Origin of the sequence: Roseibium sp. MMSF_3247 (assembly GCF_030733765.1) — a bacterium.
Lineage (GTDB): Bacteria > Pseudomonadota > Alphaproteobacteria > Rhizobiales > Stappiaceae > Roseibium.
In genome coordinates this window covers 48137-74571 of record NZ_JASHII010000004.1, presented here as the reverse complement: position 1 = coordinate 74571, position 26435 = coordinate 48137, and the positions used below count along the sequence as shown (strand labels likewise).

At 55.5% G+C, this 26435-nt stretch carries 22 protein-coding genes and 1 tRNA gene; 14 read left to right on the top strand and 9 right to left on the bottom strand.

All coding sequences use genetic code 11. From position 1 onward, the window contains the following. Positions 1-93 precede the first annotated feature (93 nt). Both RBB44_RS14220 and RBB44_RS14215 read left to right on the top strand, forming a co-directional pair. Positions 94-2031: a tetratricopeptide repeat protein gene (locus tag RBB44_RS14220; protein WP_306148389.1), complete on the top strand. Its 1938-nt coding sequence runs from the start codon at positions 94-96 to the stop codon at positions 2029-2031. Positions 2032-2321: 290 nt separating this feature from the next. Then, on the top strand, positions 2322-3236 hold the full coding sequence (locus RBB44_RS14215; protein ID WP_306148388.1) for a hypothetical protein: 915 nt from the start codon (positions 2322-2324) through the stop codon (positions 3234-3236). A 77-nt stretch (positions 3237-3313) separates the two neighbouring features. Here RBB44_RS14215 and RBB44_RS14210 read toward each other — a convergent pair whose 3' ends face one another. Then, complete coding sequence (locus RBB44_RS14210; protein ID WP_209174959.1) at positions 3314-3739, bottom strand: organic hydroperoxide resistance protein; 426 nt, start codon at positions 3737-3739, stop codon at positions 3314-3316. A 145-nt stretch (positions 3740-3884) separates the two neighbouring features. Between RBB44_RS14210 and RBB44_RS14205 the strand changes: the two genes are divergently transcribed. Then, positions 3885-4625 carry a MarR family winged helix-turn-helix transcriptional regulator gene (locus RBB44_RS14205; protein WP_306148387.1) on the top strand — a complete coding sequence of 247 codons (741 nt, stop codon included), beginning with the start codon at positions 3885-3887 and terminating at the stop codon, positions 4623-4625. A gap of 18 nt (positions 4626-4643) precedes the next feature. On the opposite strand, the gene mgtE is transcribed toward RBB44_RS14205, so the two are convergent. From mgtE to RBB44_RS14185, 4 genes are all read right to left on the bottom strand, one after another. Continuing rightward, complete coding sequence (gene mgtE / locus RBB44_RS14200; protein ID WP_306148386.1) at positions 4644-6059, bottom strand: magnesium transporter; 1416 nt, start codon at positions 6057-6059, stop codon at positions 4644-4646. Positions 6060-6608: 549 nt separating this feature from the next. Further along, entirely contained in the window at positions 6609-9863 is a 3255-nt protein-coding gene (locus tag RBB44_RS14195) for an EAL domain-containing protein (protein WP_306148385.1), read from the bottom strand. A gap of 300 nt (positions 9864-10163) precedes the next feature. After that, positions 10164-10619, bottom strand: coding sequence for a DUF1499 domain-containing protein (locus RBB44_RS14190; protein WP_306148384.1), 456 nt, complete (start codon positions 10617-10619; stop codon positions 10164-10166). A 123-nt stretch (positions 10620-10742) separates the two neighbouring features. Next, positions 10743-11102, bottom strand: a complete 360-nt coding sequence (locus RBB44_RS14185) for a DUF2237 family protein (RefSeq protein ID WP_306148383.1) — start codon at positions 11100-11102, stop codon at positions 10743-10745. A gap of 194 nt (positions 11103-11296) precedes the next feature. On the opposite strand from RBB44_RS14185, the gene RBB44_RS14180 reads away from it, so the two are divergent. Further along, positions 11297-11671, top strand: coding sequence for a PAS domain-containing protein (locus RBB44_RS14180; protein ID WP_133946906.1), 375 nt, complete (start codon positions 11297-11299; stop codon positions 11669-11671). Positions 11672-11811: 140 nt separating this feature from the next. Here the strand turns inward: RBB44_RS14180 and RBB44_RS14175 are convergent, their stop codons facing one another. Then, entirely contained in the window at positions 11812-12798 is a 987-nt protein-coding gene (locus RBB44_RS14175; RefSeq protein WP_306148382.1) for a zinc-dependent alcohol dehydrogenase family protein, read from the bottom strand. A 261-nt stretch (positions 12799-13059) separates the two neighbouring features. On the opposite strand from RBB44_RS14175, the gene RBB44_RS14170 reads away from it, so the two are divergent. Then, positions 13060-13641, top strand: a complete 582-nt coding sequence (locus RBB44_RS14170; RefSeq protein ID WP_306148381.1) for a heme-binding protein — start codon at positions 13060-13062, stop codon at positions 13639-13641. A gap of 106 nt (positions 13642-13747) precedes the next feature. Further along, entirely contained in the window at positions 13748-13912 is a 165-nt protein-coding gene (locus RBB44_RS14165) for a DUF2805 domain-containing protein (protein ID WP_306148380.1), read from the top strand. Between the two features lie 27 nt (positions 13913-13939). On the opposite strand, the gene RBB44_RS14160 is transcribed toward RBB44_RS14165, so the two are convergent. Continuing rightward, the gene (locus tag RBB44_RS14160; RefSeq protein WP_306148379.1) at positions 13940-14500 is read right to left on the bottom strand and encodes a hemerythrin domain-containing protein; all 561 of its coding nucleotides are present in this window, start codon (positions 14498-14500) and stop codon (positions 13940-13942) included. Positions 14501-14764: 264 nt separating this feature from the next. Here RBB44_RS14160 and RBB44_RS14155 point away from each other — a divergent pair, with 264 nt between their 5' ends. The 4 genes from RBB44_RS14155 (at position 14765) to RBB44_RS14140 (ending at position 18081) form a co-directional block, all read left to right on the top strand. Beyond that, positions 14765-15496 carry a dienelactone hydrolase family protein gene (locus RBB44_RS14155; protein ID WP_306148378.1) on the top strand — a complete coding sequence of 244 codons (732 nt, stop codon included), beginning with the start codon at positions 14765-14767 and terminating at the stop codon, positions 15494-15496. Positions 15497-15666: 170 nt separating this feature from the next. Further along, positions 15667-16392, top strand: a complete 726-nt coding sequence (locus tag RBB44_RS14150) for an SUMF1/EgtB/PvdO family nonheme iron enzyme (RefSeq protein ID WP_306148377.1) — start codon at positions 15667-15669, stop codon at positions 16390-16392. An 81-nt stretch (positions 16393-16473) separates the two neighbouring features. Then, the gene (locus tag RBB44_RS14145; RefSeq protein ID WP_306148376.1) at positions 16474-17238 is read left to right on the top strand and encodes a DUF3750 domain-containing protein; all 765 of its coding nucleotides are present in this window, start codon (positions 16474-16476) and stop codon (positions 17236-17238) included. A 192-nt stretch (positions 17239-17430) separates the two neighbouring features. Further along, positions 17431-18081: an NAD(P)-dependent oxidoreductase gene (locus tag RBB44_RS14140; RefSeq protein ID WP_306148375.1), complete on the top strand. Its 651-nt coding sequence runs from the start codon at positions 17431-17433 to the stop codon at positions 18079-18081. Between the two features lie 427 nt (positions 18082-18508). Here RBB44_RS14140 and RBB44_RS14135 read toward each other — a convergent pair. Together RBB44_RS14135 and RBB44_RS14130 are read right to left on the bottom strand one after the other, a co-directional pair. Beyond that, a tRNA-Leu gene (locus RBB44_RS14135) sits at positions 18509-18595 on the bottom strand. Positions 18596-18715: 120 nt separating this feature from the next. Next, a complete protein-coding gene (locus RBB44_RS14130; RefSeq protein WP_008192565.1) occupies positions 18716-18982 on the bottom strand; it encodes a FliM/FliN family flagellar motor switch protein in 267 nt (88 codons plus the stop codon). A 96-nt stretch (positions 18983-19078) separates the two neighbouring features. On the opposite strand from RBB44_RS14130, the gene lipB reads away from it, so the two are divergent. The 4 genes from lipB (at position 19079) to RBB44_RS14110 (ending at position 26423) form a co-directional block, all read left to right on the top strand. After that, positions 19079-19786 carry a lipoyl(octanoyl) transferase LipB gene (lipB, locus tag RBB44_RS14125; protein WP_306148374.1) on the top strand — a complete coding sequence of 236 codons (708 nt, stop codon included), beginning with the start codon at positions 19079-19081 and terminating at the stop codon, positions 19784-19786. Positions 19787-19997: 211 nt separating this feature from the next. Beyond that, entirely contained in the window at positions 19998-21956 is a 1959-nt protein-coding gene (locus RBB44_RS14120) for a methyl-accepting chemotaxis protein (protein WP_306148373.1), read from the top strand. Between the two features lie 201 nt (positions 21957-22157). Next, entirely contained in the window at positions 22158-23297 is a 1140-nt protein-coding gene (locus tag RBB44_RS14115) for an efflux RND transporter periplasmic adaptor subunit (protein WP_306148372.1), read from the top strand. Between the two features lie 6 nt (positions 23298-23303). Continuing rightward, positions 23304-26423 (top strand): efflux RND transporter permease subunit, encoded by a 3120-nt coding sequence (locus RBB44_RS14110; RefSeq protein ID WP_306148371.1) that lies wholly within the window; start codon positions 23304-23306, stop codon positions 26421-26423. The last annotated feature ends 12 nt before the right edge of the window (positions 26424-26435 follow it).

Below are 26435 nucleotides of genomic sequence, written 5' to 3'. Positions count from 1 at the left end.
TATCGCTCCAGAGGAAAAAACGGCTCTAAGAAAGATGAGCGTTTTGCGCATGGAAGCGGTGCTCTTCTGGCAAAAGCAAATGGACGCACAACATTGCAACAGCTCGTTTCAAAGAAGACCAAAGCCGCCAATCCTTATCAGGAAAAGTTACACCTAGCAGCTCAATATCTTCACTCGAAACAGTTCGAGGATGCAGCAAAGCTGTTCAAACCACTTGCAAAAAAACTTCCAAAATCGCCGCAAGTCAATCTTCTCCTGGGTTCGGCATACCTGGGCAATGGCGAGGCGGAAAAAGCGGTGGACGCCTTTCGAAAAGCGGTCCGCTTTGCCCCGGAGGACCCAGCGGCGCATATAAAACTCGCCACAGCCCTGGTGAAGAAAAACGCAGAGCTTCAATCAATCCTCAATATTTTGGATAAAGCGCTCAAACTCGCTCCAGGATCAATGGAAGCGAATGCTCTGAAAGCTTCTTTGCTCATAAAACACGCTCGGTTTGACGACGCTGAAGCTTTGATTGACCAAGAAATGGCCAAGCTGAAGCCGGACCTCAAATTCCTGGCTCAATGCGCAAAAGCGTTCCAGCAAGTGAGTAAATCCGAACGGGCTGAACAGATTGCCGATTATCTCCTGGAAGCCGCTCCAAACGACACCGACTTCATCGTTCTGAAGGCAGACATTCAGTTTGCAAGGGAACAACACCTTGAGTGCTTCAACATTCTGTCCAAAGCAGCTTTAGATCAGCCACAAAATACAGCTATCGCCTTCTGCTTCGCAAACCTCTTGCTGCATTTGTCAAGAAACTATGAGGCATTGCCGTATCTTGAGCTCTGTACGAACAACAACCCGAGCGATGCTAAGGGCCGCGAGTTGCATGTTCATTGCCTGCTGATGCTGGAGCGCTACGATCAAGCGGATCTACTCATTCGGGATTGGATCAAGCACCATCAACATACGACACCCACTTCGGAGCGCAAAAGAACACTTGGCCAGTTTCAGTGGCTCAGGGCGTTCATAGAGTTCGGACGCGGCAATATCGAACAAGCTTGGGAACACTACGGCGCGCGATTTGACACCGGGGCCGTCAATGGCGCTGTTTCTCTAAACTATCCTGCACCCTCTTGGACCGGAGAGGATCTGAAAGGCAAGACGTTGTTGGTATGGTCCGATCAAGGCCTCGGAGACACGTTGAAAGGCGCTTCGCTCATTCCCGAGCTTGCTCAGTGCGCAGAAAAAGTCATCCTCGAAACCGAGCCACGGTTTGTCCCGTTCTTCAGTAATTCGTTTCCGCAAATAGAAGTCCGTCCCTTTACCGGAACCACCGGAACACAGGCTGCGCGGAAGTCAAAAAAACAAACAGACTTTGACCTGGCATTTTGTTTGAGTGACACGCCAAGATTTCTGAGGCCGGACCTTAAAAGCTTCGAAAAGGTCAGGGAAACTGTCTACACCACCGATATCGAACGGGCTCGAAACATCTTATCCGATGTTCCTGGCCATGATGAAAAGCCAATCATCGGTCTGTGTTGGCGATCTCAGAACATGAAGGCGAGCCGCGCCCGTTACTACATGGACGCGGACGATATGATAGAAATCATCGACAAAGAAGACGCGATCTATATCAACCTTCAATACAAAGTCACTGACGAAGAGATCGAGAAAATTGCCTCCAAGTGCAAGGGCCGCTTTTTCCACTTCAAGGATGCCGACCTTTTCAATGACCTCGACACACTTGCGTGCCTCATAAATCTTTGTGACGTCGTTATATCTGCAAACACCAACGTTGCTGATTTGGCAGGCGTGTTGGACGTGCCGTGCGTTAGGTTCGGCGGCGTCACCCCTCAGCTAACTATGGGCCAGGACTTTGTGCCATGGAGCCGGTCCGTAACGTTCATTCCAGTCCGTGAGCCGGCAAACTCTCGTGACATGATCCCCAACGTCATCGATGAGACAAAACGCAAACTGAGCGAATGTTATCCGCTCGCCCGAAACATCAGACTTCAGACCCCTCCCCCCATCGCCAGTGAGCATTGAACTGATCGCAGCTCGTTCCAGATCCAGCGAAGCAGATAAGTTTGTCGTTTGTTTCGCTGTACTGGGACGACGTCGAAGGAGTGTCTTGCCAGTGAAGATGGCCACCTGCAGCTACCAGGCCCAACCCCCGTCACAAAAGCCATGCGCAGCATCCATGTCATTGACATAAAACGCAGTCGCGAGAATGCCCTCGATGCAAGGTTGCCCCATTTGTGCGAAACCTCCCCCAGATTACTAACTTATTATTTGGCATTATCGCCCAGATTTGCGTGACTCTACTGGCGGGGAGGATGACGTCGCGGAATCTGATTAGAACCCTCCTTTTTGGGAGCACCCTGCTGTTCGTTGCCAATGGTGCGGTACTGGCAGCCCCCCTTGTTGTTACAGTTCAGGGACCTGAAACAGAAACCGACGCCCGTTACGACTACGATCATGCGGTGTTTCACCTCGCTCTGGAAAAGACCAGAGCCGAGTATGGCGACTTCATTATCAAGGAAACCCCAATCGGCCAGAACACCCAAAGAGCCCTTGCCGCCGCAGCGAACGGTTCTTACAAAAACTACGTCATAAAAGCTTCAGCGAACAATCAGTTGGCAAACTTGGTCGGGATGGTTCCATTCCCAGTCGATCTAGGGATCGTGGGCTACCGTGTTGCCTTTGCATCAAACAAAACAAAAGCTAGCCTCACTTCTGTGGAGACACTGGAGGACTTGAAAAAATTTAACGTCGTACAAGGGATCGGGTGGCTTGATACTGCAATCTTGCGGCACCACGGGTTTGATGTCCGGACAATCGGGGATCACAACAGCATGTTCAGAATGGTTGCGCTAAACCGGGTAGATCTGTTTCCGCGCGGCGCCAACGAGCTGAAAGCGGAATGGGAAACACACAGGTCCATTTTGAATTTGGCTTATGACGAAGGTATTGCGCTCTATTACCCTCTTCCCCGCTTTCTTGTCACGTCCAAATCAAATACCGAATTGATTGAAAGGCTGAATAAAGGCCTGATCCGTGCGTATAACGACCGCTCCTTGATCGCGTTGTGGCAAAGAGAGTATGGATCCAGCATCAAGTTTGTAAAACTCGGATCGCGGAAAATCTTCCGACTAACCAATCCTCATATTTCGGAACTGGATCCGGCTTGGAAAGAGTACATTTTCGATCCGTTCACCTACGATCGCACCGAACAAACTACCACTCGGTAGTAGCAATCTAATCCAGTTTTATGTTCGGGCTAAAATAGATTGCCGGTCCACCTTTGGAGATGAACCGGCGGATCACGTCAAACGACCGACAATTTCACGTCGATGTTGCCGCGGGTCGCATTGGAATACGGACATACTTCATGCGCCTTGGCGACCAGCGCTTCGGCCTCAGCCTTGTCCATGCCCGGAACCGAAACCTCCAGAGCGACCTCCAAACCAAATCCACCCTCGGATCTCGGGCCAATGCCGACTGTCGCAGTGATGGATGTGTCTGCAGGGACCGCGATTTTTTCCTGGCTGCCAACAAATTTCATGGCCCCGATGAAACAGGCTGCGTAACCGGACGCAAACAGCTCTTCCGGGTTGTTGCCTTCACCTCCGGCACCACCGAGTTCTTTCGGCGTCGTCAGCTTGGTCTTAAACGATCCGGTAAGGGTTTCAACCGCTCCATCGCGCCCGCCGGTTGCCTTTGCTTTCGTTTCATAAAGCACTTCAACGCTCATCTCATCATTCCCTTACAACGTTAAAACTGGATTTGCCCGATGGCATTATTTTATATCGCGCACGATATAATTTACCCACATAAGCTGCACTGGCAAAAACGTCAATAGGTTGCGATCAAGTCGCGCGCGATTTATAAGGCGGATTATGAGCACGACGACCAATCAAATGTCTCTTCTGGACGCAATCGGCTTCAATGCGCCCGAAGATGAAAAACCCAACAAAGACAAAAAGTCAGCTGCGCCGGAAAAGTCTTCCAAGCCAAAGAAACGGAAGGCCAAAAAGACCGCTGAAACGGCAGCCATGGCTTCGGATGTGGAAGCAGTTGAAGTCACCGATCCAGAAGATGAAACCGCTGACAATTCGGCGAACACATCGGACGCAGCCGTAGAAAATCCAATTGAAAACGGCGAGAAATCCGACGGCATCGACACGCTGGGGATCCGTCCTGATGGCCCGCTGCCGCTCGACAAGTATCTGTGCTTTTCGCTCTATTCGGCGAACCATGCGATGCACGGTGTCTATAAAACGTTGCTGAAAGACGTCGGTCTGACGTATCCGCAGTTTCTTGCCATGACTGTCTTGTGGGACAAGAACAACGTCCCGGTCGGGGCGATCACGCAAAAACTTCAGTTGGACACCAACACGCTCACACCGCTGTTGAAACGCCTGGAAGCCATGGGTCTCCTCACCCGCACCCGCTCCACCAAGGACGAACGGCAGGTGATCCTGAAGCTCACCCGAATGGGCCGAAACCTTCAAAAAAAGACCGAACATTTTGCAGAGTGCATTTTCTCGTCAACTGGCCTGAGCCTTGAGGAGATCGTTGATCTTCAAACCAAGATTATGAAATTGCGGGATAACCTCAGAAACACTGACCTCAACTGATGCAAGGTCTTCGGATCCTTAAAACGGCAAACCGAACCAAAGGGCGGCAATGCCGAGAAAGGCAAAGAAACCGACGACGTCCGTCACGGTTGTCACGAACACACTCGATGCGATTGCCGGATCAATATTGAGCCGGTCGAGTGCGATCGGGATCAACAGGCCGGACAAACCGGCAAACAGCATATTGATCACGATGGCGCTGCCGATCACAACGCCAAGCCCAACGCTTGAAAACCACAACCAGGCGGTCACACCGATCAGGACGGCCAATGCCAGTCCGTTCAAAAAGCTGACGAGGACCTCGCGATTGAGAACCCGCATCAGGTTCCGGGCGCTGAGTTCCTGGGTTGCGATACCCCGGACGGCAACGGTCATCGTCTGGGTGCCGGCATTGCCCCCCATCGACGCCACGATCGGCATCAGAACGGCAAGTGCAACCATCGCTTCGATTGTGTCCTCGAAAAGCGCGATCACGACAGACGCCAGAACCGCGGTGCCAAGATTGACAACCAGCCAGGTCAACCGGGACCTCGCAATTGTCATAACATTGTCCGAAATTTCCTCATCGCCCACCCCGGCGAGGGCACGCAGATCTTCTTCGGCTTCTTCCTGGATGACGTCAACGATGTCGTCGACAGTCAAAACGCCGACAAGCCGGTCATTTTCGTCAACCACCGCAGAAGATACAAGATTGTAGCGTTCGAACCGGCGTGCGACCTCTTCCTGATCTTCCGTCGCCTGGACGGCGTCCAGCCGCTCGGCCATGATCGAGGTGACTTTTTCGCGCCGCTTGGTTCTCAAGATCTTGTCGAGATGGACAGACCCCAACAGTTTGAACGAGGGATCGACAACGTAGATCTCATAAAAGTCATCCGGGAGATCCCGCGCTTCGCGCATGTAATCGATGGTCTGGCCAACGGTCCAGAACGGCGCTACCGCGATGAACTCACTTTGCATGCGGCGGCCGGCGCTGTCTTCCGGATAATCCAGCGCCTTTTTGAGCTGGGCCCTGTCCGCATAGGGCAGTTCCTCAAGGATTGCAGCCTGGTCGTCTTCGTCCAGATCTTCAAGGATGTAGACCGCGTCATCGGAATCAAGTTCGCCAAGCCCTTCCGCGATGACTTCGTTCGGCAGGTCTTCCAGAAGCTGCAGACGGACCGCCTCGTCCGTCTCCGTCAAGGCGGTGTAGTCAAAATCCTCGCCGAGAAGCCGGATGAAGGCGGCTCGGTCATCCGGATTTAAGGCCTCAAGTAGGTCTCCCGTGTCTGCTTCGTGCAAATCAGCTGCAATTGCTGACAGCCCGGATTTGTCTTCCGCCGCGATTGCGGTTTCTACGGCCGAAATGAAGTCCGGATTAAGCCGTTCGTCCTCGTCGCGAACCGGGATCTGCAGCTCGGGTGAAGGGGGCATGTCAAGCTCGGCAGCATTGCTCATTTCGCCCTCCCTTTGGTTCCGTGCGTTCTTGCCGGAAGCAGCTGCATCCTATTTGCAGGTGCCTCCAGAAGTAACGGCAGATGTACAAAAGCGCCACCGGAAAAGCGATGAAGGTCCACAGGCTTAACGAAAACCCGTCCAGTCAGGAACACTTCTTCAAAGTTGCCGTTTCGCGCACCGCTGAGAGATAATCCCTTACCTTCGCCGGCAAAATTCTTTCCTCATAGGAAACACAAGGCTTGGCTCGTTTGAACGCGTTTTGTGCCCGCTGGCTCTTCAAGCATACGCGGCCTTCTGCCAACACTTCCTGCTCCACATACCAAAGCTGCTGGCAGGTCAAGGAACCAAGCGAAGACTTGTTTGGCGTAAACTCTTGCGAATGGACAACCGGCAGCCACAAAAGGAGCGCGACCAGAGCAATAAGGACCTTCATTCGAGGCATGGGTACTGAAAACAATCGTTCGCAGGTGTGCTTTGCCATCTCCTAGGTATCCGCCACCCCTGCTCGATTCGCAAAACCATTTCAGCCGATGAACAATCGAAACGTACCTAAATGCTCCAGGAGCTTTCCGGGCAGTCATCCTGCTCAGCATCCAACGCAGCCTGGTACGCATTGACCAGTTTATCCGGCTTGCTGATCAGAAAACCCTGGATATCCGAACACCCGGCCTCAATTAAAAAATTTCGCTGTGCCCGGGTTTCGACGCCTTCAGCAACAACGCCCATACCAAGGCTCTTTGCCAGAATAATGGTTGTTTTGACGATTGTGGCCGCGCTTTCACTCGTATCAAGGTTTTCGACGAAGGACTTGTCTATTTTCACTTTGTTGATCGGCAGCCGCAAAAGGTGTTTGAGGGATCCATAGCCGGTACCGAAATCATCAAGCGAGATCAGCACACCAAACTCATGCAACCGAACCAAATTCCGATGGATTTCCTCGAAACGCTGGTCCAGAAGCACCGTTTCCGTGATTTCAAACTCAAGCCGCCCCCGCAGGACCTTTAAATTGTCCAACTGGCGCGCAACGCGATCCGGGAATTCCGGGTCGCACAGCTGAGACGTCGATAGATTGATCGCCAAACGGCCAGGATCAAATCCCTCATCGATCAGCTTTGCAAAGTCGCGGCACGCCGCCTTGATCACGGCGCAGCCCAAGGGAACACCGAGGCCCGCATCCTCAGCAATGGCCACGAATTCAGCGGGCGATACAGGCGCTCCGTTTTGCGCCCAGCGCGCCAAAGCTTCGAAACCCACCAAACGGCCCGTTGCCGCCTCAACCTGAGGCTGGTAGGCAACAGTAATCTGATCGTTCGCGATCGCTGCCTTCAACCCTAGCGCAAGGTCTTGGCGCCGCTCAAGGCTACGCCTGTAGAGCTCGTCATAACATCGCCATCCGTTCCGACCGGACGCTTTGGCCTGGTAGAGCGCAAGGTCTGCACTCTTGAAGATTTCAGTAGATGTGTCTCCATCGGCCGGCACGCGCGCCAAACCCATTGAAACCGTTGAAGGGATTGTTCGCGAGCCAAGCTGGACCGGCTGGCAGAGCGCGGCATGAAGGCCAGGCATATCGGAGAGCCCACCATCAAGGCCACCGAGGCCCGGAACGATAAATGCGAACTCATCGCCACCAAGACGGGCGACCGTGCCGCCACCGGCCTTGTCAACAAACCGTTCCAGACGGGCAACGGTTTCCTGCAGCAGAAGATCACCGGCATCATGCCCCAGTGTATCATTGACGGATTTGAACTGATCCAGGTCCACGATCCCGAACAGCGCGCTCTCTGACGCCGCCTTTGCTCTTTCCGCTATTGTGGAAAGCTCCCGGATCATAACGTTCCTGTTGGCAGCGCCCGTCAGCGAATCCGTATCGGCAATCCGGCGGATCTCTTCTTCCGCCCTTTTCAGAGATGTTACATCTGTGCGTACACCAACGCTGACACCCCTGTCTGAAACCCGTTCACGAATTTGAACCCATCGACCATCGGTGAGTTTTTCCACCAAGATGGACTTGGGATTTCGATACGATTCCAATCTCCGCTTTAACCAGCGTTCCTGTTTTTCCGGAGTATCTCCCGCATCCGCATAAAGCCCTATGTCAAGCCCATGCATCAACATCTCGCGGAACGTCACCCCGTCCTCGATGGCAGGCGCCGTATCGGCATAGTTGGAACGGTAAGCTTGATTGCACATGATCAAACGGTCGTTGCTATCAAATGCAACAACAGCGTCTGGTATTGTTTCAATCACATCCCTCAGGAGGGTTCGCGCCTCTTCAAGCTCGCGCTTATGGTTTTCCTCAGCTGTGATGTCCACAAAACTGGCCACCACTTCTTGCTCTCCTGTCGGCGTAGATCTTGTGGGCCTCGCATTCACCCTCAGCCATTGCACCCCGCCATCCGGACGTTTGACCCCAACAATCTGGTTCATGACCGGCTCGCCGGTGCGCAGCGCAACGGTCGACGGCATTTCTTCTCCACCCATTGGACGGCCATCAGGAAATATCGTGCCCCAAGTCGGGTCCATGATTTCCTGACCACGCATTTGCGCTTCGCTCATATGAAGAAGACGGCAAGCCTCTGGATTGGCGGCAATAATCTCGCCGTTTTGACCATGAAGGACCACACCCGCCGTGACGTTGTCGACAATCGCCTGCAATCGCTGCCGACTCCCAACGAGATCGGTCACATCGGCCTCTATCGCCATATACCCGGTCAAAACACCAGCATCATTTCGAAGCGGGCGAATTTCCATATCCAGCCAATACTTTTGACCAGATTTTGATTGGTTAAGTATGGTTTCACGAACCGGTTCGCCTGCCCGGATCGCGGCTGTCAAACGGGCGGACGTTTCAGGATCGGTTTCGTCACAGCGCAGGAAGTGGCCAGGCTTACGGCCTGCGACTTCTTCCAAGGAATATCCAGTCAGTTCTTCGAAAGCCGGGTTTACCCATTCGATGGCACCATCTGCATCTCCAACGATGACCGGTGTTCTCGTCGCGTTGATAATCTGATCGGCAAACTTCAGACGCCGAGTCAGAGCTTCCCTGCGAGTTACATCGCGTGCAACGCCCCAATGGCCTAGAAAATTGCCCTTGGAATCGTAACGCGGCTCACCGTGGACCTCAAAATGGGACGCAGATCCATCGCGCCCTCGGAGCTCACAGATAAAGCCCTCAATGGCTTGCCGGTTGGTCAAGACATCATGGAATTTTGCCGGGTTGCCGTCGAGGTCCGATTTGTCTTCTATGATTTCCCAGAGCTTGCTGCCGGTCCAGTCCGGGAATTGCTTGACCATCAAGCCATCATCGCCCTGGATGCGCGTCAGTCGATGTTCTGCATCCGCTTCCCACAACCAATCGGACGATAGGGCCAAAAGAGTTTCCAGACGCGCTTGCGCCGCAGCTTTTTGCCGTTCTGCCGCCACAAGCGCAGTCTTGTCTGTCGCAACACCAATCCCGCCGACGATGCGGCCGCCTATTATGAGCGGCACCAAGGTCGTTTCAGACATGATACGGCCATGGCGGGTCTCAGTTTCGGTCATGCAATGGACCGTTTCCCCCGCCAATACGTTTTTGTGCATCGTGGCCCAAAGCTCGACCTGCTCCTTGGGCATGCGTGTTTCATCAGCCCGTTTGCCGATCAGGTTCCCGAAGGCTTCTCGATCAAGTTTGTTTTGGAAGACATACCGGCCAGCTCTGTCGAAAACCCAAGCAGGTTGCGGCAGATTTTCATATGCGGCACACAGGAGATCGTATTCCGGAGCTTCAAAGCGGGACTTCTCGTCAAACTGAGCAGGTTGCTTCATTGGCACTCACATCAGATCACACGCGCAAATTCCTCTAAGGCAAAACAACGCCCCAACAGTCATATTCATGAGCAAAGACTAAAGAAAACACGAACACAAGCCTGTAAATTCAGCGCAATATACAAAGAAATTTTCTTGAGCTCTAACGTGTGACTTGTTCAACTGCATATAATGCCAATGGTCTTCAAACCCTGCTAGCTCAAATCGTCGGCTTTGGTCGGTGCTTTTCAGCGCTAAAACCAAAAGCGGGTGCGCCGAAGCGACGTCTACAACAATTCAGAATTTGGCCGTGCCAGGCCCTTAAGGCTGAATGCCAAGAGCTGCGAACCAACCAACCATCCGGTCCTGGTTCACGCCAAGATCAGAGCCACCATAAACAAGGTGCGAGTAGACGTGGACGAAATCGCCCTCCACCCAGACCTGGGTGACATCCGGAAACCCCCACACCTTCGAGCGATGAACGAATACGAGCGGCAAATCATCCAGTGAACCTGACACGCGTTGTGTGCGGGCGGTCTCAGCAATCTGCTGTTCCAGTGCCGAGAGGTTGACGGCCTGAAGCCGGCGGACCGCATAAAACCCACCGGCGAGTTCCGCGTCTCCAACGGCGGACCGCGTTGTCACCGCAGGAACATCCGCTCTGGTCACGGGCACAAAGCGGAAAAACAGGGCCGCCCCCACTCCGCATAACACCACAACAAGCGCGACCAAGCCCCAGAGCCATGAACTGCCGAAACTGAGTTGCAAACCGTTCATGATGTCCTCCGAGGCAAAGAGCAGCCACGTGAATTTTGCCTGAAGCAGGTGCCGGACAGCCGTTGATGTTTTTCGCCAAAGCGGTTCAAAGCAGAGCTTGCACCTGCTTCATCGCAGCGCACATCAATCAATCCGATAGGCAAGCAACACATCCTTCGGTACGAATCTAAGAGCACTTTCATGAGTTGCACGAGCTTTGATTTTTGGCGCCGCCCCCGCTTCATGCGCCTCCTTCCAGCGAAGGGCGCATAGGCACCAACCATCTCCCGGCTTAAGCCCGGGAAAACCGAAGGCTGGAATGGGCGTTTGTAGATCGTTCCCGCGTGCCTTGGTGAAGGATAAAAATTCCTCCGTCACCACAGCGCAGATAACATGGCTCCCTCGGTCTTGATCATGCGTTGCACAAAACCCATCCCGAAGATATCCGGTCATCGGGTCGGTACAACAGCTCTCGAGAAGATCGCCAAGAATGTTCTTTGCCATGCAAAGCTTCCGTCAAAAATGGAGGTAAGTTGCCTTTGCGGTCAGTCGCCAGCCAGATAGAGCAAGACATCCAGGCGACAAGGCGGACGGCATCAGGGAGGCCCGGAGAATTCAGCTTGCGCTTTTGTTGAATATGGCGCGCCGATGAGATCTTCTATGGTCATGCCGCAAGATAAAATCCGGAGGAAAGCGCGATGGTCACCTCTCTAACTGACGATCAACTGAGATCTCTTTTGGAAACAGAAGAACAGGACATGAGCGTCGTATTTTCCGATCCAAATGTCCCTGACAATCCGATGATCTTTGTTAGTGAAGAATTCGAACGCCAGACCGGGTACACATCGGCGGAAGCCGTTGGACGCAATTGCCGTTTCCTTCAAGGTCCGGAAACCAATCCTTTCGCGATCGAAGCGATTCGCCAAGGTTTGAAGGCCCAAACGCGCTTTACAATCGACATTCTGAACTATCGAAAAGACGGCACGCCCTTCATGAACCGGTTGCGCATCAGGCCAATCTTCGATGGCGATGGTCGACTGACTTTTTTCGCTGGTGCGCAAAACCCAGTTTAAATAGCGCACGTCCGATATCGAACGCGGTGCTCGAGCTTGTTGATTGGCAAAGGCCGCCTCAACAGAACAGTCAGGCGGCCTATTTTATTGGCGGAGAAATGCGAGTTAAACTCGTTTCCCGCCTTCAAACTATATTGCGACTACAGCTCCACAACGACCTTGCCGATCGCCTGCCCGCTTGTCAGCCGGTCATAGGCCGCCCCAACTTCCGGAAGGTGAAAACTTGTTGCATCCAAGAGCGGTTTCAGCGCTCCAGCATCAACGATTTCGGCAAGTTTGGTGAGGATGACGCCGTGCTCTGAGCGTTTGAAATCATGCAGCATGGGGATCAGCATAAAGACCACGTGAAGGGACAGGCCCTTGAAGTGGGCGACGCTCAAGTCAAGCTCGACCAGTGCCACTGTAGACGCGACGTTTCCGTTCAGCGCTGCTGCCTCGAATGAGTTTGCCATATTGGCGCCGCCGACGGAGTCAAAGACAACATCAAAACCCTGGCCATCCGTGTATTTCGCCACATAGTCGGCGACCGCCTCGGACGTATAGTTGATGGCTGTCGCACCGTATCCTTTGATCGCAGACAATTGCGCGTCTTTGGAGCCGGTCGCATAGACCTCCGCACCAAAATGCTTCGCAAGCTGGACTGCAACATGTCCAACTCCACCAGCGCCACCATGAACCAGAACCTTTTGGCCTGCTTTGACGCCTGCGCGGGTGAGACCCTCAAACGCGGTGATACCAACAAGCGGAAGTGCTGCTGCCTCGCGCATGGTCAAAGACTGGGGCTTCTTGGCAATAAGCCGCGCATCAACTGCCATCAGTTCCGCCAATGCGCCCGGCAGATCGGCCAGCCCACCAGCGCAGCCATAAACCTCATCGCCCGGAGCAAAGCCGTCAACGCCCTCGCCCACGGCCTCAACCGTGCCGGCAAAGTCCATTCCCAAGAGGGCTGGCAACTCTGGAGACAGCGGAAGGTCGGTCCCCATCTGTTTTATCATCGTATCAACAGTGTTGACGCTGGTCGCACCAATACGCACGAGCACTTGTCCGGGCTTCACCTCAGGATCCGGCAATTGGACAGCATCAAATTCAGCAGCCTCACCATATGCCTTTAAGACCATCGCTTTCATACATCATCTCCTTGAACAGCGTGTTGCCGCGAAGATGAGATTTTTTATTTTCCCTATAAACTGGCCAATTCAGCATTCTGTTTTCGGATTTTGCTAATAAAAGCTGGACTGATCGATCCCAATACAAATTGCTGGCCCGTTTGCCGACCCCGCAATTCTAGAGGGGTTTGTCAAATATGCCGCATCCGGGCGAACAGATGGGACTGGCATTCGTTCGCCAGTGCACCATTTGGCTCTACAACACCTGTCATGGAGACCTTGATGGTACGCGCAAATCACGATCGGGCGACGCTTCAGCAGCCCGCTTATGAGCTTTTGCAGGAACACAGGCAGTTCGAGATCCGGCACTACCCACCAGCAGCTGCGGTCCGGATTGTCGAAAGCAACGGCCGGAGCGCGGCAACCCGAAGCGGCTTCAATGCCCTTTACAGCTACATCACCGGAAACAACGAAGACCGGCATCACTACGACATGACCGCGCCGGTTTTGCAGCGGGCGTGTGGTTCAAACAACGTATCTCCGCGATCAGGCGCGACAAGCGATCTGATGGATGGTGACTGGGAGATGTTTTTCTTTATGCCTGACGGTGTCGACGCAGCCTCCGCAACAGAGCCGGTCAATACACGCATTGAAGCAACGACGCTTGGCGAACGAAAGGTAGCGGTTCGCAGTTTCTCCGGCCGCTGGTCGGATGAGAATTTCGCGGATGAGGCGATGCATTTGCTTGCCAGTCTCACAGAGAACGGTTTTACAACAACCGGCCCGGTCTCCTTCGCATTTTATGATGCACCGTCTGTGCTCCCGGCCAATAGATATAACGAGGTTCAAATTGAGGTCGAGTAACGCTGAACAAGACAGGCTGCCAATCAAAAGCAAGTCTTCAACTCGACGCAAAAAGCTGACGGATCCCTCCCAGCTGTCTGAAGAGCATGCAAGTGAGGTGATCGAGATGGCCCTTTCCGATCACCTCAGTTTTGCCGAGATTGAACTGGAATACGGGCTCTATGAACCACAAGTCAAAGCGCTGATGCGGGATCGCTTGAAACCCTCCAGCTACCGGGCCTGGCGCAAGCGGGTCCGCAAGTTCTCCGACCGGCGCGCGCATTACAAATGACGTTGCGTAGGAAGAGCTGCTGGCAACTCACAAACCATGCGCGCCGTACTTCAGCAGGACCGGTACAACGAGCTCTTCTTCATCTATCAGATGGCGATCAAGCTTTCCGGAAAGACGCACAACTGTTTCATGGAAAACAGAGACAGCGTTTGTTTCTTCATTCGTCTGAGACAAGACGGCGTTGGCCTGATCAACGAAACCCTGCAAACAGGCGTCCAGCAAATGGTGATCGGAGTCCAGCAACTCAAAGCCTTGAGCGAGCCGACGGTCTTTAGACACAAGCACTGGAAAATAGTGGTGATCTTCGATCGTGTGGTGCCCATGCAACTCAGAAACCAGCAGGGATCCGTATTGGGCAAGGTTTGATGCAAAGACCTCTGGCGCAATCACTTTGTCTAGCCGATGCTCGCACAGGGAATTCAGGCGCGCGAGAAGATCGCGAAACATCATGTGCCGTTCGAGCCAGAACTGGATCAGACCGTTGTAGCCAGCATCTTGCGACCATCCGGTGCGTGGATAGTCCTCCAAAAGCACGCGCAAGGCGTCCGGAAGCGCGGTTCGATAGTTCAATGAGAGCTTTTCGTCCATAAGACTTCGCAGGAAAAGGCACCCAACACTGCCGTTTAAGCTTTCTGTCGGGGGCAATGGTTCAAAAAAGTATTGGCGCAGTCGGGATATAGCGCTGTGGCGCCGCATTCAAAGGGCTTCACGTGTTTCGGCATACCTCACGTGCAGTCACACTAGCGCAAACCCACACGAGATTGCCATGGAGCCCACCTGTTCTATCTGACGTTTGGTCAGCGGCGGAGGCCGCAGAGCACGTTAACGACTCGATACAAGGTGGGATTTGATATGCGTTTCACGATACCGCTTCTGGCTGCGATAATGCTGACCGGTCCAGCCCTAGCCGAAGATGTTGCCTATGATGTCTCCGGAGAAGCCTTCACCGGATACTTTGCCAAGGCTGAAGACCCGAAAGGCCTTGTTCTGATCGTTCATGACTGGGACGGCATGACCGATTACGAACGCAAACGGGCGGATATGCTCGCAGACATGGGGTACAACGCCTTCGCCCTTGATATGTTCGGCAATGACACACCAACCGAAACAGTTGACCATCGTCGGGCTGCGACCGGTGCCCTCTATCAGGACCGCGATCGCATGAGGTCCCTTATCCAAGCAGGTGTTGATCAGGCGAAACAACTGGCAGGTGACACCCAAATGGTGGTTATGGGGTACTGCTTTGGTGGTGCGGTCGCCCTTGAAATGGCCCGCAGCGACATGTCCGGCATGGCGACCGGCTATGCCAGCTTTCATGGCGGACTGTCCACACCCGAAGGTCAATCCTGGACCGGCAACGAACCACCGCTGTTGGTTTTGCACGGTGGCGCCGACACATCAATCACGCTGGATGATGTTGCAACGCTCGCCAAAGAGCTGGAAACCGTCGGCACGCCATACTCCATAGAAGTATACTCTGGCGCGCCCCATGCCTTCACAGTCTTCGGCTCGAACCGTTACCAGGAACGGGCTGACACCGCGAGCTGGGATGCCTTCTCGACCTTCTTGAGCGAACAGCTCTGAGGGCGTCATTTTACTCCTGCGCGGCCACCAAACCGCGCAGTCCCGGACGACGGCTCGATCCGAGTAAACATTCCAAAAGCGGTGCTGCACGCGGCTTCGGCGGGAAGCCCATCGCAAATAATTGCCCGTCCACCTCTGAGGGCAAACCAGAGACGACAAAGAAAGTGCTTATGCGAAGTTTGACGTGCCTGTTTCTTATGCTCGCTTTCGCTGGCAACGCGAATGCTGAAGAGATGGTCAATATCGGCAGCTTTGAAATAGACAGGACCGAGGTCACAATCGGCGCCTTCCGCGAGTTCATTGATGCCACAAACACAACGACCTCGGCGGAAATCGCGGGCGGCGGGGAAGTGTATGAATCCGGCTGGGTTCAAAAACCTGGCTGGACATGGCGAACGCCCTTCGGACTTCCCGCGTTGGACACGGAGCCCGCCGTGCACGTGACCTTCGAGGAGGCATCAGCTTATTGCGCCTGGCGCGGAAAACGTCTTCCGACTGATGCGGAGTGGGTCGAAGCCGCCTACACGGAGCGCCGGATCTCACCGCCCGCGCCCTTCGAACCGGGTGTGACATACCCCTACCCGACCGGAAAGAGCCCAGAAGGCGCCAACTGTCTTGAGGGTTGCGGCGCCTCACCAGCTATTGACGTCAGTGCTGTATTGCGCCGTGGCACCGGCCATACTCCAGCCGGAACAACACGGCCCGGTGTCAACGGTCTCTTCGATATGGGCGCGAACGTCTGGGAGTGGACCGACAATGGCGCGGGCGGTCAAAAAACCACGCGCGGTGGCTCCTGGTGGTATGGGCCGCGGCAAATGCATCGGGATCACATCGCAACAAAACCAGCTGGCACAGCGGTGGTCTATATCGGCTTTCGCTGTGCCCGGTCTTTGTAGGCGGAGTGCGCTGCCAGTGTCTTTGTCAAAAGAAAACCCAAATTGCCTCCAATCAAGAACCTCCATGACGAAAGGAACAAAATGCGTCGGCTCTTGATTTGGAGTGCCTGTTTTATCCTGTTCAATTTGGCGCTGGGGCTGACCGCCTATCTGTCGGGCGTCCGGTCACAGGACACCCACTGGAGCACTGCCAACCGGGAGCCCATTGGCATTGCGCCAGATCCGCGGACGGAACAGCAGGCGATCGTTCAGGTTTATGCGGCGCGGGCGTTCAGCTGGCGCGGCTATTTTGGTGTCCACAGCTGGATATCCGTGAAACCGGCGAATGCCGATCATTTTACCACTTATGAAGTCACGGGGTGGCGGGTCCGCTACGGCGGCAACGCCGTCCGGGCCTCCCGGCGTGCACCGGACAGCCGATGGTTTGGCTCCGAACCAGAGCTTCTGGCAGAACTGCGCGGCGAACCGGCAAACGAGGCGATTGTACGCCTGCAAACTGCCATTGACGCCTACGAATTCAACAGCATCTACACAGTCTGGCCCGGCCCAAACTCCAATACATTTGTCGCCCATCTTGGCAGAGTGCTCCCTGAATTGCGGCTGGACCTGCCCCCTACCGCTGTTGGCAAGGACTACCTAGCCTCCGGTTTGTGGGCCTCAGCACCGAGTGGCACCGGCTACCAACTGTCCTTGATGGGGCTCTTTGGGGTTTTGGTTGCCTGGGAAGAAGGATTGGAGCTCAATATCTTGGGCCTCACCTACGGCATTGATCTCAAAGATTTTTCTCTGAAATTGCCAATGATCGGACGCATCGGTTTTTCGCCCGGAAATACGCCTTCGGCCTGAAGATCGCTGGGCGAAGGGCAGAGCAACTGCCCTGATCAGCGATGCCCCAACCAATCTTTGATCGGCACGCCTCTCCTTACAAAAATCGTTCCTGCGGTGTTTGGCCACGCTTGCCGGTTGACCTTCCTCGCCGATTTTTATCCGCAGGCATGAGTGCTCAAAAACGCTCAACGAACAGGATTTGGAGGTCTGATGGCGAACATATTGGTGATCGGCGCCAGCCGGGGCATTGGCAAAGCAGTCTGTCTAGCAGTTGCGGAAAAAGGGCACGCCGTGCGCGCAATGTCTCGCAGTGGAACAACTCCGATCGGTAATACCGGCGCGATTGAAGCAATCCAAGGCAATGCGTTGGATCGCGGCGACATCGATCGCGCACTCGGCGGTATCGACACAGTGGTCCTGACTTTAGGCGTTCCGGCTTCCCTGGACATGATCACAGGCCCCGTAACCTTGTTTTCGAAGGCCACCCAGGTGCTGCTTCCGGCGATGGTGAATGCCAACATCAACCGTCTCATAGCCGTGACGGGATTTGGGGCCGGTGATAGCCGCTCAGCCATCAATCCGCTGCAGCGCCTCCCGTTCAAGGCGCTTCTCGGACGCGCATATGCGGATAAAACCACGCAGGAAGCGATGATCTCGGAAAGCGGGCTTGATTATCTGATTGTTCGGCCGGGCGTTCTGACAAATCAACCCAAATCCGGGCGGTACAAGGTTCTGGAAGACCCGAAAAAATGGCGCAATGGCATCATTGCGCGCGCGGACGTAGCCGATTTCATCGCGAGCCGGCTGTCAGACGAACCGCTTGGCTGCAAAAAACCGGTCTTGATCCGCTGGCCTTTGTGATCTCTTGACCCAGCTCTCATCTCATCAGGCGATGGATAGCCGGTTGGATCTCAGGACATAAGAAAACCTGTCCAGCTCTGAAAAAACCGAAAATCACATCAAAAATTCCAACATCTGAAAATCCATATCAAAAATGAGTGCGTAACAAACTTAGATCCCGATCTTGGATCTTGTCTCAACGCAAGGCCTGCTGCGCTCCCCCTGCAGCATATTGCGTTCTCCTCCTGCTGACCCGCCAACGCCAGTTGGTGGGTCTTTTTTTGAACTGAAGGTACGACCATATCAGAAACGCGGTCCCGAAGGGTGCGCGAACTTCAGAATTCCGAGGCCAGTAGTCGACGCGAAAAACGGGGTGAATACCAAAAACAAAAAAGCCGACCCAAGGGCCGGCTTCTTTATGAACTCAATCACTTGGTAGTGTGATTGATGGTGCGGTCGAGAAGACTCGAACTTCCACGGGGGTTAGCCCACAGCGACCTCAACGCTGCGCGTCTACCAATTCCGCCACGACCGCTTAGTCAATTTTCTCGGCGCTGATCGCGTCGAGGCGCTCCATGTAGCAAAAGGTTTTGGGAGGCGCAAGAGCCGAGCTTGCAATAATTCACAGGCGCCTAACTTTTTTAAAAGCGCCGGATTAAAGCGGTCCTTCTGTGCGCATCGGGCGGGTCTCCGGCGGCCGCATCAGGACTTCCGTGATCGAAATGCCGATGCGTTCACCGAGCAGCACCACCTGCCCTTTTGCCACAAGCGTGTTGTTGGCGTAGATCTTGACGTCGTCATCTTCATCCACATCAAGATCGATCACCGCTCCGCGGCCCATGCGCAGCAGCTGGTGCACGGGCATATGGTTTTCGCCGAGCACGACTGAGATATCGACATTGATTTCATCAAAGGTGGCCATAACACGCCTTAGTCCTTAAATAGGGCGAACACCCGCCAGCGCTGATCCTACCACGGGATCGGCAGCCTGCTCAAAAAACAAAGAAGTGTCATCCACATGTCACCTGACCTCCGCGACGCCCTGAACTTCAGTTTTCTGCCGGAAACCGGCTCGGCACCCGTCGAATGGCGCATCTCTGACGACCTGGTCGACTATGAAGCCGCTTCGAGGGAAATGGACGAACGGGTCCAGCGAATCATCGAAGGCGAGGCAAATGAGCAGGTCTGGCTTTTGGAGCATCCGCCGATTTATACCGCCGGTCCCAGAGCCGACGACCAGGACCTGATCGCACCGGACCGCTTTCCGGTCTACCGCACGGGTCGCGGTGGCCAGCACACCTATCACGGCCCGGGCCAGCGTGTCGCTTACGTCATGCTGGACCTCAAACGCCGCAAACAGGATGTGCGCGGCTTTGTGTCAGCGCTAGAAGCCTGGCTCATCAACACGCTCTGGCACTATCACATTCGCGGCGAACGCCGGGAAGACCGTGTCGGCGTCTGGGTGCGCCGGCCGGATCGCGGCACAAGCGTTGAAGACAAGATTGCCGCGATCGGAATTCGCATGCGCAAATGGGTGACATTTCACGGCATTAGCTTCAACGTGGAACCAGAGCTGGACCATTTCTCCGGGATCGTCCCCTGCGGCGTCAGCGAACACGGTGTCACGAGCCTGGTGGATTTGGGCATCCCGGTGACAATGGCGGAGAACGACAGTGTGCTCAGGGCCGAGTTTGAGAAAATTTTTGGTCCAACGACATCTGCTTAAGTGCCCGGCGATTTCGCTGAGGACTGCTCATATACCAAACGAATTGAAACTGAAAACAAAATCATCACAAATACATTGTCATTAATAACAATAATACTTTGAGTTACCTCAGATAGATGACGCCATTACGCGTCACAGACATCGAAATTTAGTCTTTATTTATCGAAAACAGGCAGTGTCCGACCAATTCAACACATCTGGGACATCGGTTGTGACACAAGCGTCCACAAAACATGCTGCCAAGAGCATCATCACCAAGATCCTGCTGGCTGCTGCCGCAGTGATCATCGCCATCTTTGCAGGCTTCGGCCTTTTCAACGACACCTTGCAACGCTCTGCGAAGTCGGAGGAGATCCGGGACTACATGACCGGGGTCGGTTTTGCGGAAGCCAACTCAGTCCGCAACTGGTTCCAGGCCCGTTTGATGCTGATTACCTCCACAGCGGAAGGCGTTGCCCGGCAGGAGAGCCTCGGCGCTGAGTTCTTTGATTTGCCGACCCTGACGTCCAACTTCGATGGCACCTATTTCGGCGCACAGGAAGACGGTGCATTCACAATCTGGCCGGAAACCAACTTGCCGGAGGGCTATGACCCGCGCGTCCGCCCTTGGTACAAGGACGCTGTTGCGGAAAACGGCCCGACGATCACCGCGCCTTATCAGGATGCCTCCAGCGATCGTTTGATTGTGACGGCGGCAACGCCTGTGAAATCGGGTGGCGCCTTGTCGGGAGTGGTCGGCGGTGACTTCGATATTACCGAGATCGCAAAAATGCTCTCAGAGTCCGATCTTGGCGGAAACGGCTATGTGTTTGTGACCGACTCGCAAGGGACAATCCTTATACATCCTGAGAATGAGCTGGTATCCAAACCACTCTCAGACTTGTTTCCGAACGACCCTGTTTCTGTCTCCAGCGATACACAGTATGCGTCGACGCAGTTCGGCGATCGCATCATCCAGTTTGTTCCAATCGAAGGCCTGCCGGTTGATTGGCAGATTGGCCTGTCCCTTAACCGGGATGCGGCCTATGCCAGCTTGGCGAGCCTTCGCAATTCGGCATTCATTGCCACAGCAATCGCAACGGTCCTGATGCTGGTGATCCTTGGATCACTCTTCCAGACGTTGCTCGCGCGGCCTTTGGCATCGGTCACACGGGCCATGAGCGAGATCGCCGGCGGCGATCTTGATTTCCCGGTTCCGGGCGTAGAACGCAAGGACGAAATCGGTTCGATCGCCAATGCTGTGGAGGTCTTCAAGACAAATGGCAAGGCCCAGCAGCAACTGGAAGCGGAACAGGCATCCGAGCAGCTGGCCAAGCAAAACCGCGCAGAAACCGTCGATCGCCTCCTGAACGACTTCAACCACGAAATCCGCGGTGTATTGGAAACCGTTGCCCATGCAACGGGCGAGCTGGAAGGCACGGCCCGTGAACTGGCGGAAACGTCCGAGAAGAGCTCCAACGATGCTGCCTCAGCCGCCAAGACAACGGGCGACACCGCCGCGAACGTCCGCTCGGTTGCAGCTGCTTCCGAAGAGTTGACCTCGTCGATTGCAGAAATTGCCCGCCGGGTTGAAGACCAGGCGAGCATTGCCGGCAAGGCCTCGACAGCTGCAGCCAATACCGATGAGACGGTTCAAAGCCTTGTCGCAACCACGGACCGGATCAGCCAGATTGTCAGCCTGATCAACGACATTGCGGCACAGACCAACCTCCTGGCCTTGAACGCGACGATTGAAGCTGCACGCGCCGGAGAAGCCGGTAAGGGCTTCGCTGTCGTGGCATCCGAAGTGAAATCGCTTGCGAACCAGACAGCGCAGGCGACCGAGGAAATCGCCACACAGATCCAGGCCATGCAGTCTGTGTCCGATCAGACAGCAACGGCGATCAAGGACATTGCCAGCGTCATCGGTGAAATGACCGAGATCTCACAAGACATCTCGGTCTCCGTCGAGCAGCAAAGCATGGCAACAACGGAGATCTCGCGGAACGTCAACGAAGTGTCATCCGGCACGGATGCAATTTCAGAGACCATGTCGCAGGTCTCCAGCGGCGCGCAATCGACCGGACGCAATGCGACCGATGTCTTGTCCACTGCCGAAGCCTTGATGGCGCAATCGAAGACCCTGAGCTCGAAAGTCGACCAGTTCTTCGACGGCATCCGCGCGGCCTAACTCGCCTGTGCACAAACAATCTCCGCACGGCTCATCGTAGCCGTGCGGAGATTGGCGAGATCCGCTGCGTCATCTCTTGTCCCGTCTTGCTTGACCGCTCCGTCGACTTGATCTGATTGCCACCGGCAATATATCTATAAGTTGCAAGGACCAATGCTGACCCGGTGTCACGCTGGACCATTCCGACGAAGGCATTGGATAATGGGATTTTTCAAGCAACTGTTGGTGCTGTGTGTACTGGCTGGGCTCGCCGGCGGCGGTTACTGGTACTACGAAACCCACATGACGATCGCGGCCGAGGGCTCTGGTGAACGCAGCCAACGTGGTGCCAGAACGGTCAAGGTTGAGGCGGTTCCTGCCAAGGAAACAGAACTCCCCGTCTTTGCCGAAGCGGTCGGTACGACACGCGCCTTGCGGGCTGTCGATATCGTGCCGCTGGCAGAGGGACGCATTGTCGAGATCGACATCAAGTCCGGCCAAGAAGTCATGGCGGGCACCGTTCTTGCGCGGCTGGATGATGAGATTGAACGGGCAACGCTGGCAGAAGCCAAGGCGCGTGTGAATGAACGCCGCCTCGCCATGGAACGCGCAGAAGCGCTGCGCCAAACCAACACCATCAGTCAGGCAAACCTGGAACAATTGCGCTCCGAACTTGCCATCGCCAATGCTGAGCTCGACCGGGCACAGCGCCGCTTGGCGGACCGCACCATCCGGGCACCATTCACTGGGGTTTTGGGCATCAGTTCGATTGATCTTGGAGCCCGGGTGGAAACCTCCACAGTACTCACTCATCTGGATGATCTGGCCGAGGTCGAAATCGAATTCCGCTTACCGGAAACAGTCTACGGTCAAATCGTGCAAGGCCAGCCGGTCACCGCCACCAGCGCAGCATTTCCTGGCCGCTCGTTTACCGGAAACGTTGCTGCGATCGACAGCCGTGTCGATCAAGCCTCTCGGTCCTTCCGCGTCCGGGCCCGCCTGCCCAACCCGGATCGGGTCTTGCCGGTCGGAATGTTCATGCGGCTCGAGATCGAATTGAGCATCCGCCAAGCGATTGTCGTACCAGAAGAAGCGCTCCAGGTCGAAGGCGGGACCATCTTCCTGTTTGTCGCAGATGGGGACACGGCTGACCGGCGCAATGTCACGACCGGCCTGCGCCGCAGCGGCTTGGTTCAAATCTCAGAGGGTGTGGAAACCGGCGAAAGCGTTATTTACCGCGGGATTCAATCGCTGCGCGATGGCAGCAAGATCGAGGTGATCGAAGGGCAGCCCGAAGCCCAGGATGATGCCTCCGGAACGCCGGAAACGGCTGCGAAGGCGCAACCGCGTCAACGGAGCTGACGGTCCATGTTGTCCGATCTTGCCATCCGCCGCCCGGTTTTGGCCGCCGTTGCCAGTCTTCTGATCATCGTGTTCGGGATTGGTGTCCTGACCTCGATCCCGGTCCGCGAACTTCCGGACATCGACACGGCGGTCGTCACAGTCACGACAACTTATCGCGGTGCGGCTCCGGAAGTCATCGACACGGACCTTACGGAGATCATTGAGGGCTCCGTGGCTGGTGTGGCCGGGGTCAAGACGATCAGCTCGAGCAGCCGCCGTGGCCGCAGCCGGGTTGTCGTGGAGTTTGAAGTCGGCAACGACATTGATGCGGCGGCAAACGATGTGCGCGATGCTGTTTCCCGTGTCCGGGCAGATCTTCCGGCCGATGCGGACGAACCGCAGGTGGTCAAGAACGACGCGGATTCTGACCCCGTCATGCGCCTTGCCGTCACCTCCGACAGGTTGAGTGCCGCTGAGATCACCGACTATGTCGACCGATATGTGATCGACAGGTTGGCGACCGTCCCGGGCGTTGCATCGATTGACACCTATGGCGGCAGGCCAAAAGCCGTGCGGGTCTGGCTGGACCGCCGCGCCATGGCCGCCCGAAATCTCACGGTTGTCGACATTGAACGTGCGCTCCAGCGCGCCAACCTCGAATTGCCGGCCGGCGAACTGGAGTCGGATGCACGCCAATTGTCGGTGCGCCTCAACAGCCGGCTGCCGACCGTTGATGCATTTTCAAATGTCGTGATTGAGCGGGTCGGAGGTTATCCGATTCGGCTTCGGGATGTTGCGACGGTTGTTGCCGGCGTCGCGCAGGACGACACGATTGTCCGGAACAACGGCAAGACCGCTGTCGGATTGGCGGTCATCCGGCAAAGCCAATCAAACACGCTTGCCATTTCAGAAGCCGTCCGTGAAGAAATCGATGCGCTTCAGCCAAACCTGCCGGCCGACATGCAGATCGAAGTCGGCTCGGACGATGCCATTTTCGTGGGAGCTTCAATCCGGGAAGTGGTGATTGCTCTGGGCGTGTCACTCGGGCTTGTTGTCCTGGTCATCCTGTTGTTCCTGCGATCCCTGCGCGCAACATTGATACCGGCAATCACGATCCCGATCGCTTTGATCGGAACCTTTGCGGCGATCTCCGCACTCGGGTTCTCGGTCAACGTTCTGACCCTTCTCGCCCTCCTTCTTGCCATCGGCTTGGTGGTTGATGACGCGATTGTCGTTCTGGAAAATATCCAGCGGCGTATCGACCTCGGCGAGAGCCCATTGATGGCAAGCTTCCTAGGCACCCGCCAGGTTACATTTGCCGTCCTTGCAACATCCATGACACTGATTGCCGTGTTCGTCCCCCTCTCCTTCCTGCAAGGCCAGGTCGGTCGGCTCTTTGTCGAGTTCGGGTTCGTCATGGCGAGCGCGGTGGTTATATCGACCTTTGTTGCGCTGACCGCTTGCCCCGCGCTGGCATCCCGTATTCTGACCAGATCCAAAACACCTCAGGCCGGATCCAATGAAGATACGCCCGCCGAGACTCTGATCCTTCGGTGGTTTCGGAAAGTGGTCACGCTTGCGGTCCGAATGCCGCTCGTCATCCTGGCGATTGCAGGCAGCATCGCCGCACTCGGCTTTGTCGTCTATGAACAGCTGCCGCGCGAACTGACCCCGAGTGAGGATCGCGGAATTGTTTTTGTGCCCCTGTCGGCCCCACAAGGCAGCACGGTGGGATTCACCGATCAGGCCTCCCGCCAGGTCGAAGGCATTGCTGAGCCACTCGTTGCTTCCGGCGATATCGAAACGGTCTTCACCTACACCGGCACCTGGGGCCGCCAGAACCGGGCCTTTGTTGTCCTGCGCCTCGCTGACTGGGAAGACCGGGAAAAAACCCACCGCGATGTCGTTCGGGCCATGATCCCGAGCATGGGCCAGATTACTGCGGCTCGCGGCTTTCCTATTACCCCGGCCGGCCTTGGCTTGCGCGGCAGCCGGACACCGCTGCGCATCGTTGTCAGTGGTCCTGACTTTGAAAGCGTGAAGGTGTGGGCCGCGCAGCTCCTGGAGCGCGGTCAGGAAAACCCGAACCTCCGCAATCTGGAAATGGACTACGAGGAAAACCAGCCGCAGCTCGACATTTCCGTCGACCGTGAACGCGCTGATGACCTTGGAATTTCCGTAGAGACGATTGCAACGACACTGCAAACGCTGCTGGCCTCTCGCGAAGTAACCACCTATCTGGAACGCGGCCGAGAGTATCCGGTCCTCGTTCAAGCTGCGGCCAATGATCGGGCCTCTCCAACGGATATCGAGTTTATCTTCCTGCGCGCAGATGACGGCGACACGCTCGTCCCGCTCAGCGCTCTTGTGTCGCTCGATGTCAACGCTGCGGCTGCAGAACTGCGCCGCTACGACCGTTTGCCGTCCATCACGATCGAAGGCTCCATTGCGGAAGGGTATTCGCTTGGCGATGCCATCGAATACATGGAGGGTGCTGCAGCCGAGATCCTGCCCGCAGAGGCCAGGATCAGCCTTGCCGGTCAGTCGCAACAGTTCCGCGAAACATCGAGCGGTGCTGGTTTCACCTTTGCGCTGGCGCTCCTAATTGTATTTCTGGTCCTCGCCGCCCAATTCGAGAGCTTTGTCCACCCGTTCGTGATCATGCTGACCGTGCCGCTTGGCGTTGCGGGCGCCGTCTTTTCGCTGGCAGCGGCCGGCTTGTCGCTCAACATTTACAGCCAGATCGGCATCATATTGCTTGTCGGGCTAATGGCGAAAAACGGCATTCTGATCGTCGAATTCGCAAATCAGCTTAGGGACGAAGGCAAGGACGTCACGCAAGCCGTTATTGATTCAACGGTCCTGCGCCTCCGGCCAATCGTCATGACAGTCGTCTCCACCGTATTGGGGGCAATGCCGCTGGTGCTGGCGAGCGGTGCAGGTGCCGAGAGCCGCATTGCAATTGGAACCGTGATTGTCGGCGGGTTACTCCTGTCCGGTATCCTGACGCTGTTCCTGACGCCTGTGCTCTACAGCTTGCTCGCACGTTTCACCGAACCACGTTCCGCGATCGAGCGGCGGCTGAACACGGAACTCGGCAAACGCGGCCCCACGGCAGGAGCCGAAACCCCGCCTGCGGAGTAGTCCAAACGGATT

Bases quoted from the DNA above. Each gene is read 5' to 3' on its own strand.
- RBB44_RS14190 (WP_306148384.1), bottom strand. From the start codon at position 10,619: ATGAACGGTTTGCAACTCAGTTTCGGCAGTTCATGGCTCTGGGGCTTG.
- RBB44_RS14140 (WP_306148375.1), top strand. From the start codon at position 17,431: ATGGCGAACATATTGGTGATCGGCGCCAGCCGGGGCATTGGCAAAGCA.
- RBB44_RS14195 (WP_306148385.1), bottom strand. From the start codon at position 9,863: ATGAAGCAACCTGCTCAGTTTGACGAGAAGTCCCGCTTTGAAGCTCCG.
- RBB44_RS14175 (WP_306148382.1), bottom strand. From the start codon at position 12,798: ATGAAAGCGATGGTCTTAAAGGCATATGGTGAGGCTGCTGAATTTGAT.
- RBB44_RS14165 (WP_306148380.1), top strand. From the start codon at position 13,748: ATGGCCCTTTCCGATCACCTCAGTTTTGCCGAGATTGAACTGGAATAC.
- RBB44_RS14155 (WP_306148378.1), top strand. From the start codon at position 14,765: ATGCGTTTCACGATACCGCTTCTGGCTGCGATAATGCTGACCGGTCCA.
- RBB44_RS14180 (WP_133946906.1), top strand. From the start codon at position 11,297: ATGGTCACCTCTCTAACTGACGATCAACTGAGATCTCTTTTGGAAACA.
- RBB44_RS14210 (WP_209174959.1), bottom strand. From the start codon at position 3,739: ATGAGCGTTGAAGTGCTTTATGAAACGAAAGCAAAGGCAACCGGCGGG.
- RBB44_RS14130 (WP_008192565.1), bottom strand. From the start codon at position 18,982: ATGGCCACCTTTGATGAAATCAATGTCGATATCTCAGTCGTGCTCGGC.
- lipB (WP_306148374.1), top strand. From the start codon at position 19,079: ATGTCACCTGACCTCCGCGACGCCCTGAACTTCAGTTTTCTGCCGGAA.
- RBB44_RS14145 (WP_306148376.1), top strand. From the start codon at position 16,474: ATGCGTCGGCTCTTGATTTGGAGTGCCTGTTTTATCCTGTTCAATTTG.
- RBB44_RS14160 (WP_306148379.1), bottom strand. From the start codon at position 14,500: ATGGACGAAAAGCTCTCATTGAACTATCGAACCGCGCTTCCGGACGCC.
- mgtE (WP_306148386.1), bottom strand. From the start codon at position 6,059: ATGAGCAATGCTGCCGAGCTTGACATGCCCCCTTCACCCGAGCTGCAG.
- RBB44_RS14185 (WP_306148383.1), bottom strand. From the start codon at position 11,102: ATGGCAAAGAACATTCTTGGCGATCTTCTCGAGAGCTGTTGTACCGAC.
- RBB44_RS14150 (WP_306148377.1), top strand. From the start codon at position 15,667: ATGCGAAGTTTGACGTGCCTGTTTCTTATGCTCGCTTTCGCTGGCAAC.
- RBB44_RS14215 (WP_306148388.1), top strand. From the start codon at position 2,322: ATGACGTCGCGGAATCTGATTAGAACCCTCCTTTTTGGGAGCACCCTG.
- RBB44_RS14110 (WP_306148371.1), top strand. From the start codon at position 23,304: ATGTTGTCCGATCTTGCCATCCGCCGCCCGGTTTTGGCCGCCGTTGCC.
- RBB44_RS14115 (WP_306148372.1), top strand. From the start codon at position 22,158: ATGGGATTTTTCAAGCAACTGTTGGTGCTGTGTGTACTGGCTGGGCTC.
- RBB44_RS14170 (WP_306148381.1), top strand. From the start codon at position 13,060: ATGGTACGCGCAAATCACGATCGGGCGACGCTTCAGCAGCCCGCTTAT.
- RBB44_RS14205 (WP_306148387.1), top strand. From the start codon at position 3,885: ATGAGCACGACGACCAATCAAATGTCTCTTCTGGACGCAATCGGCTTC.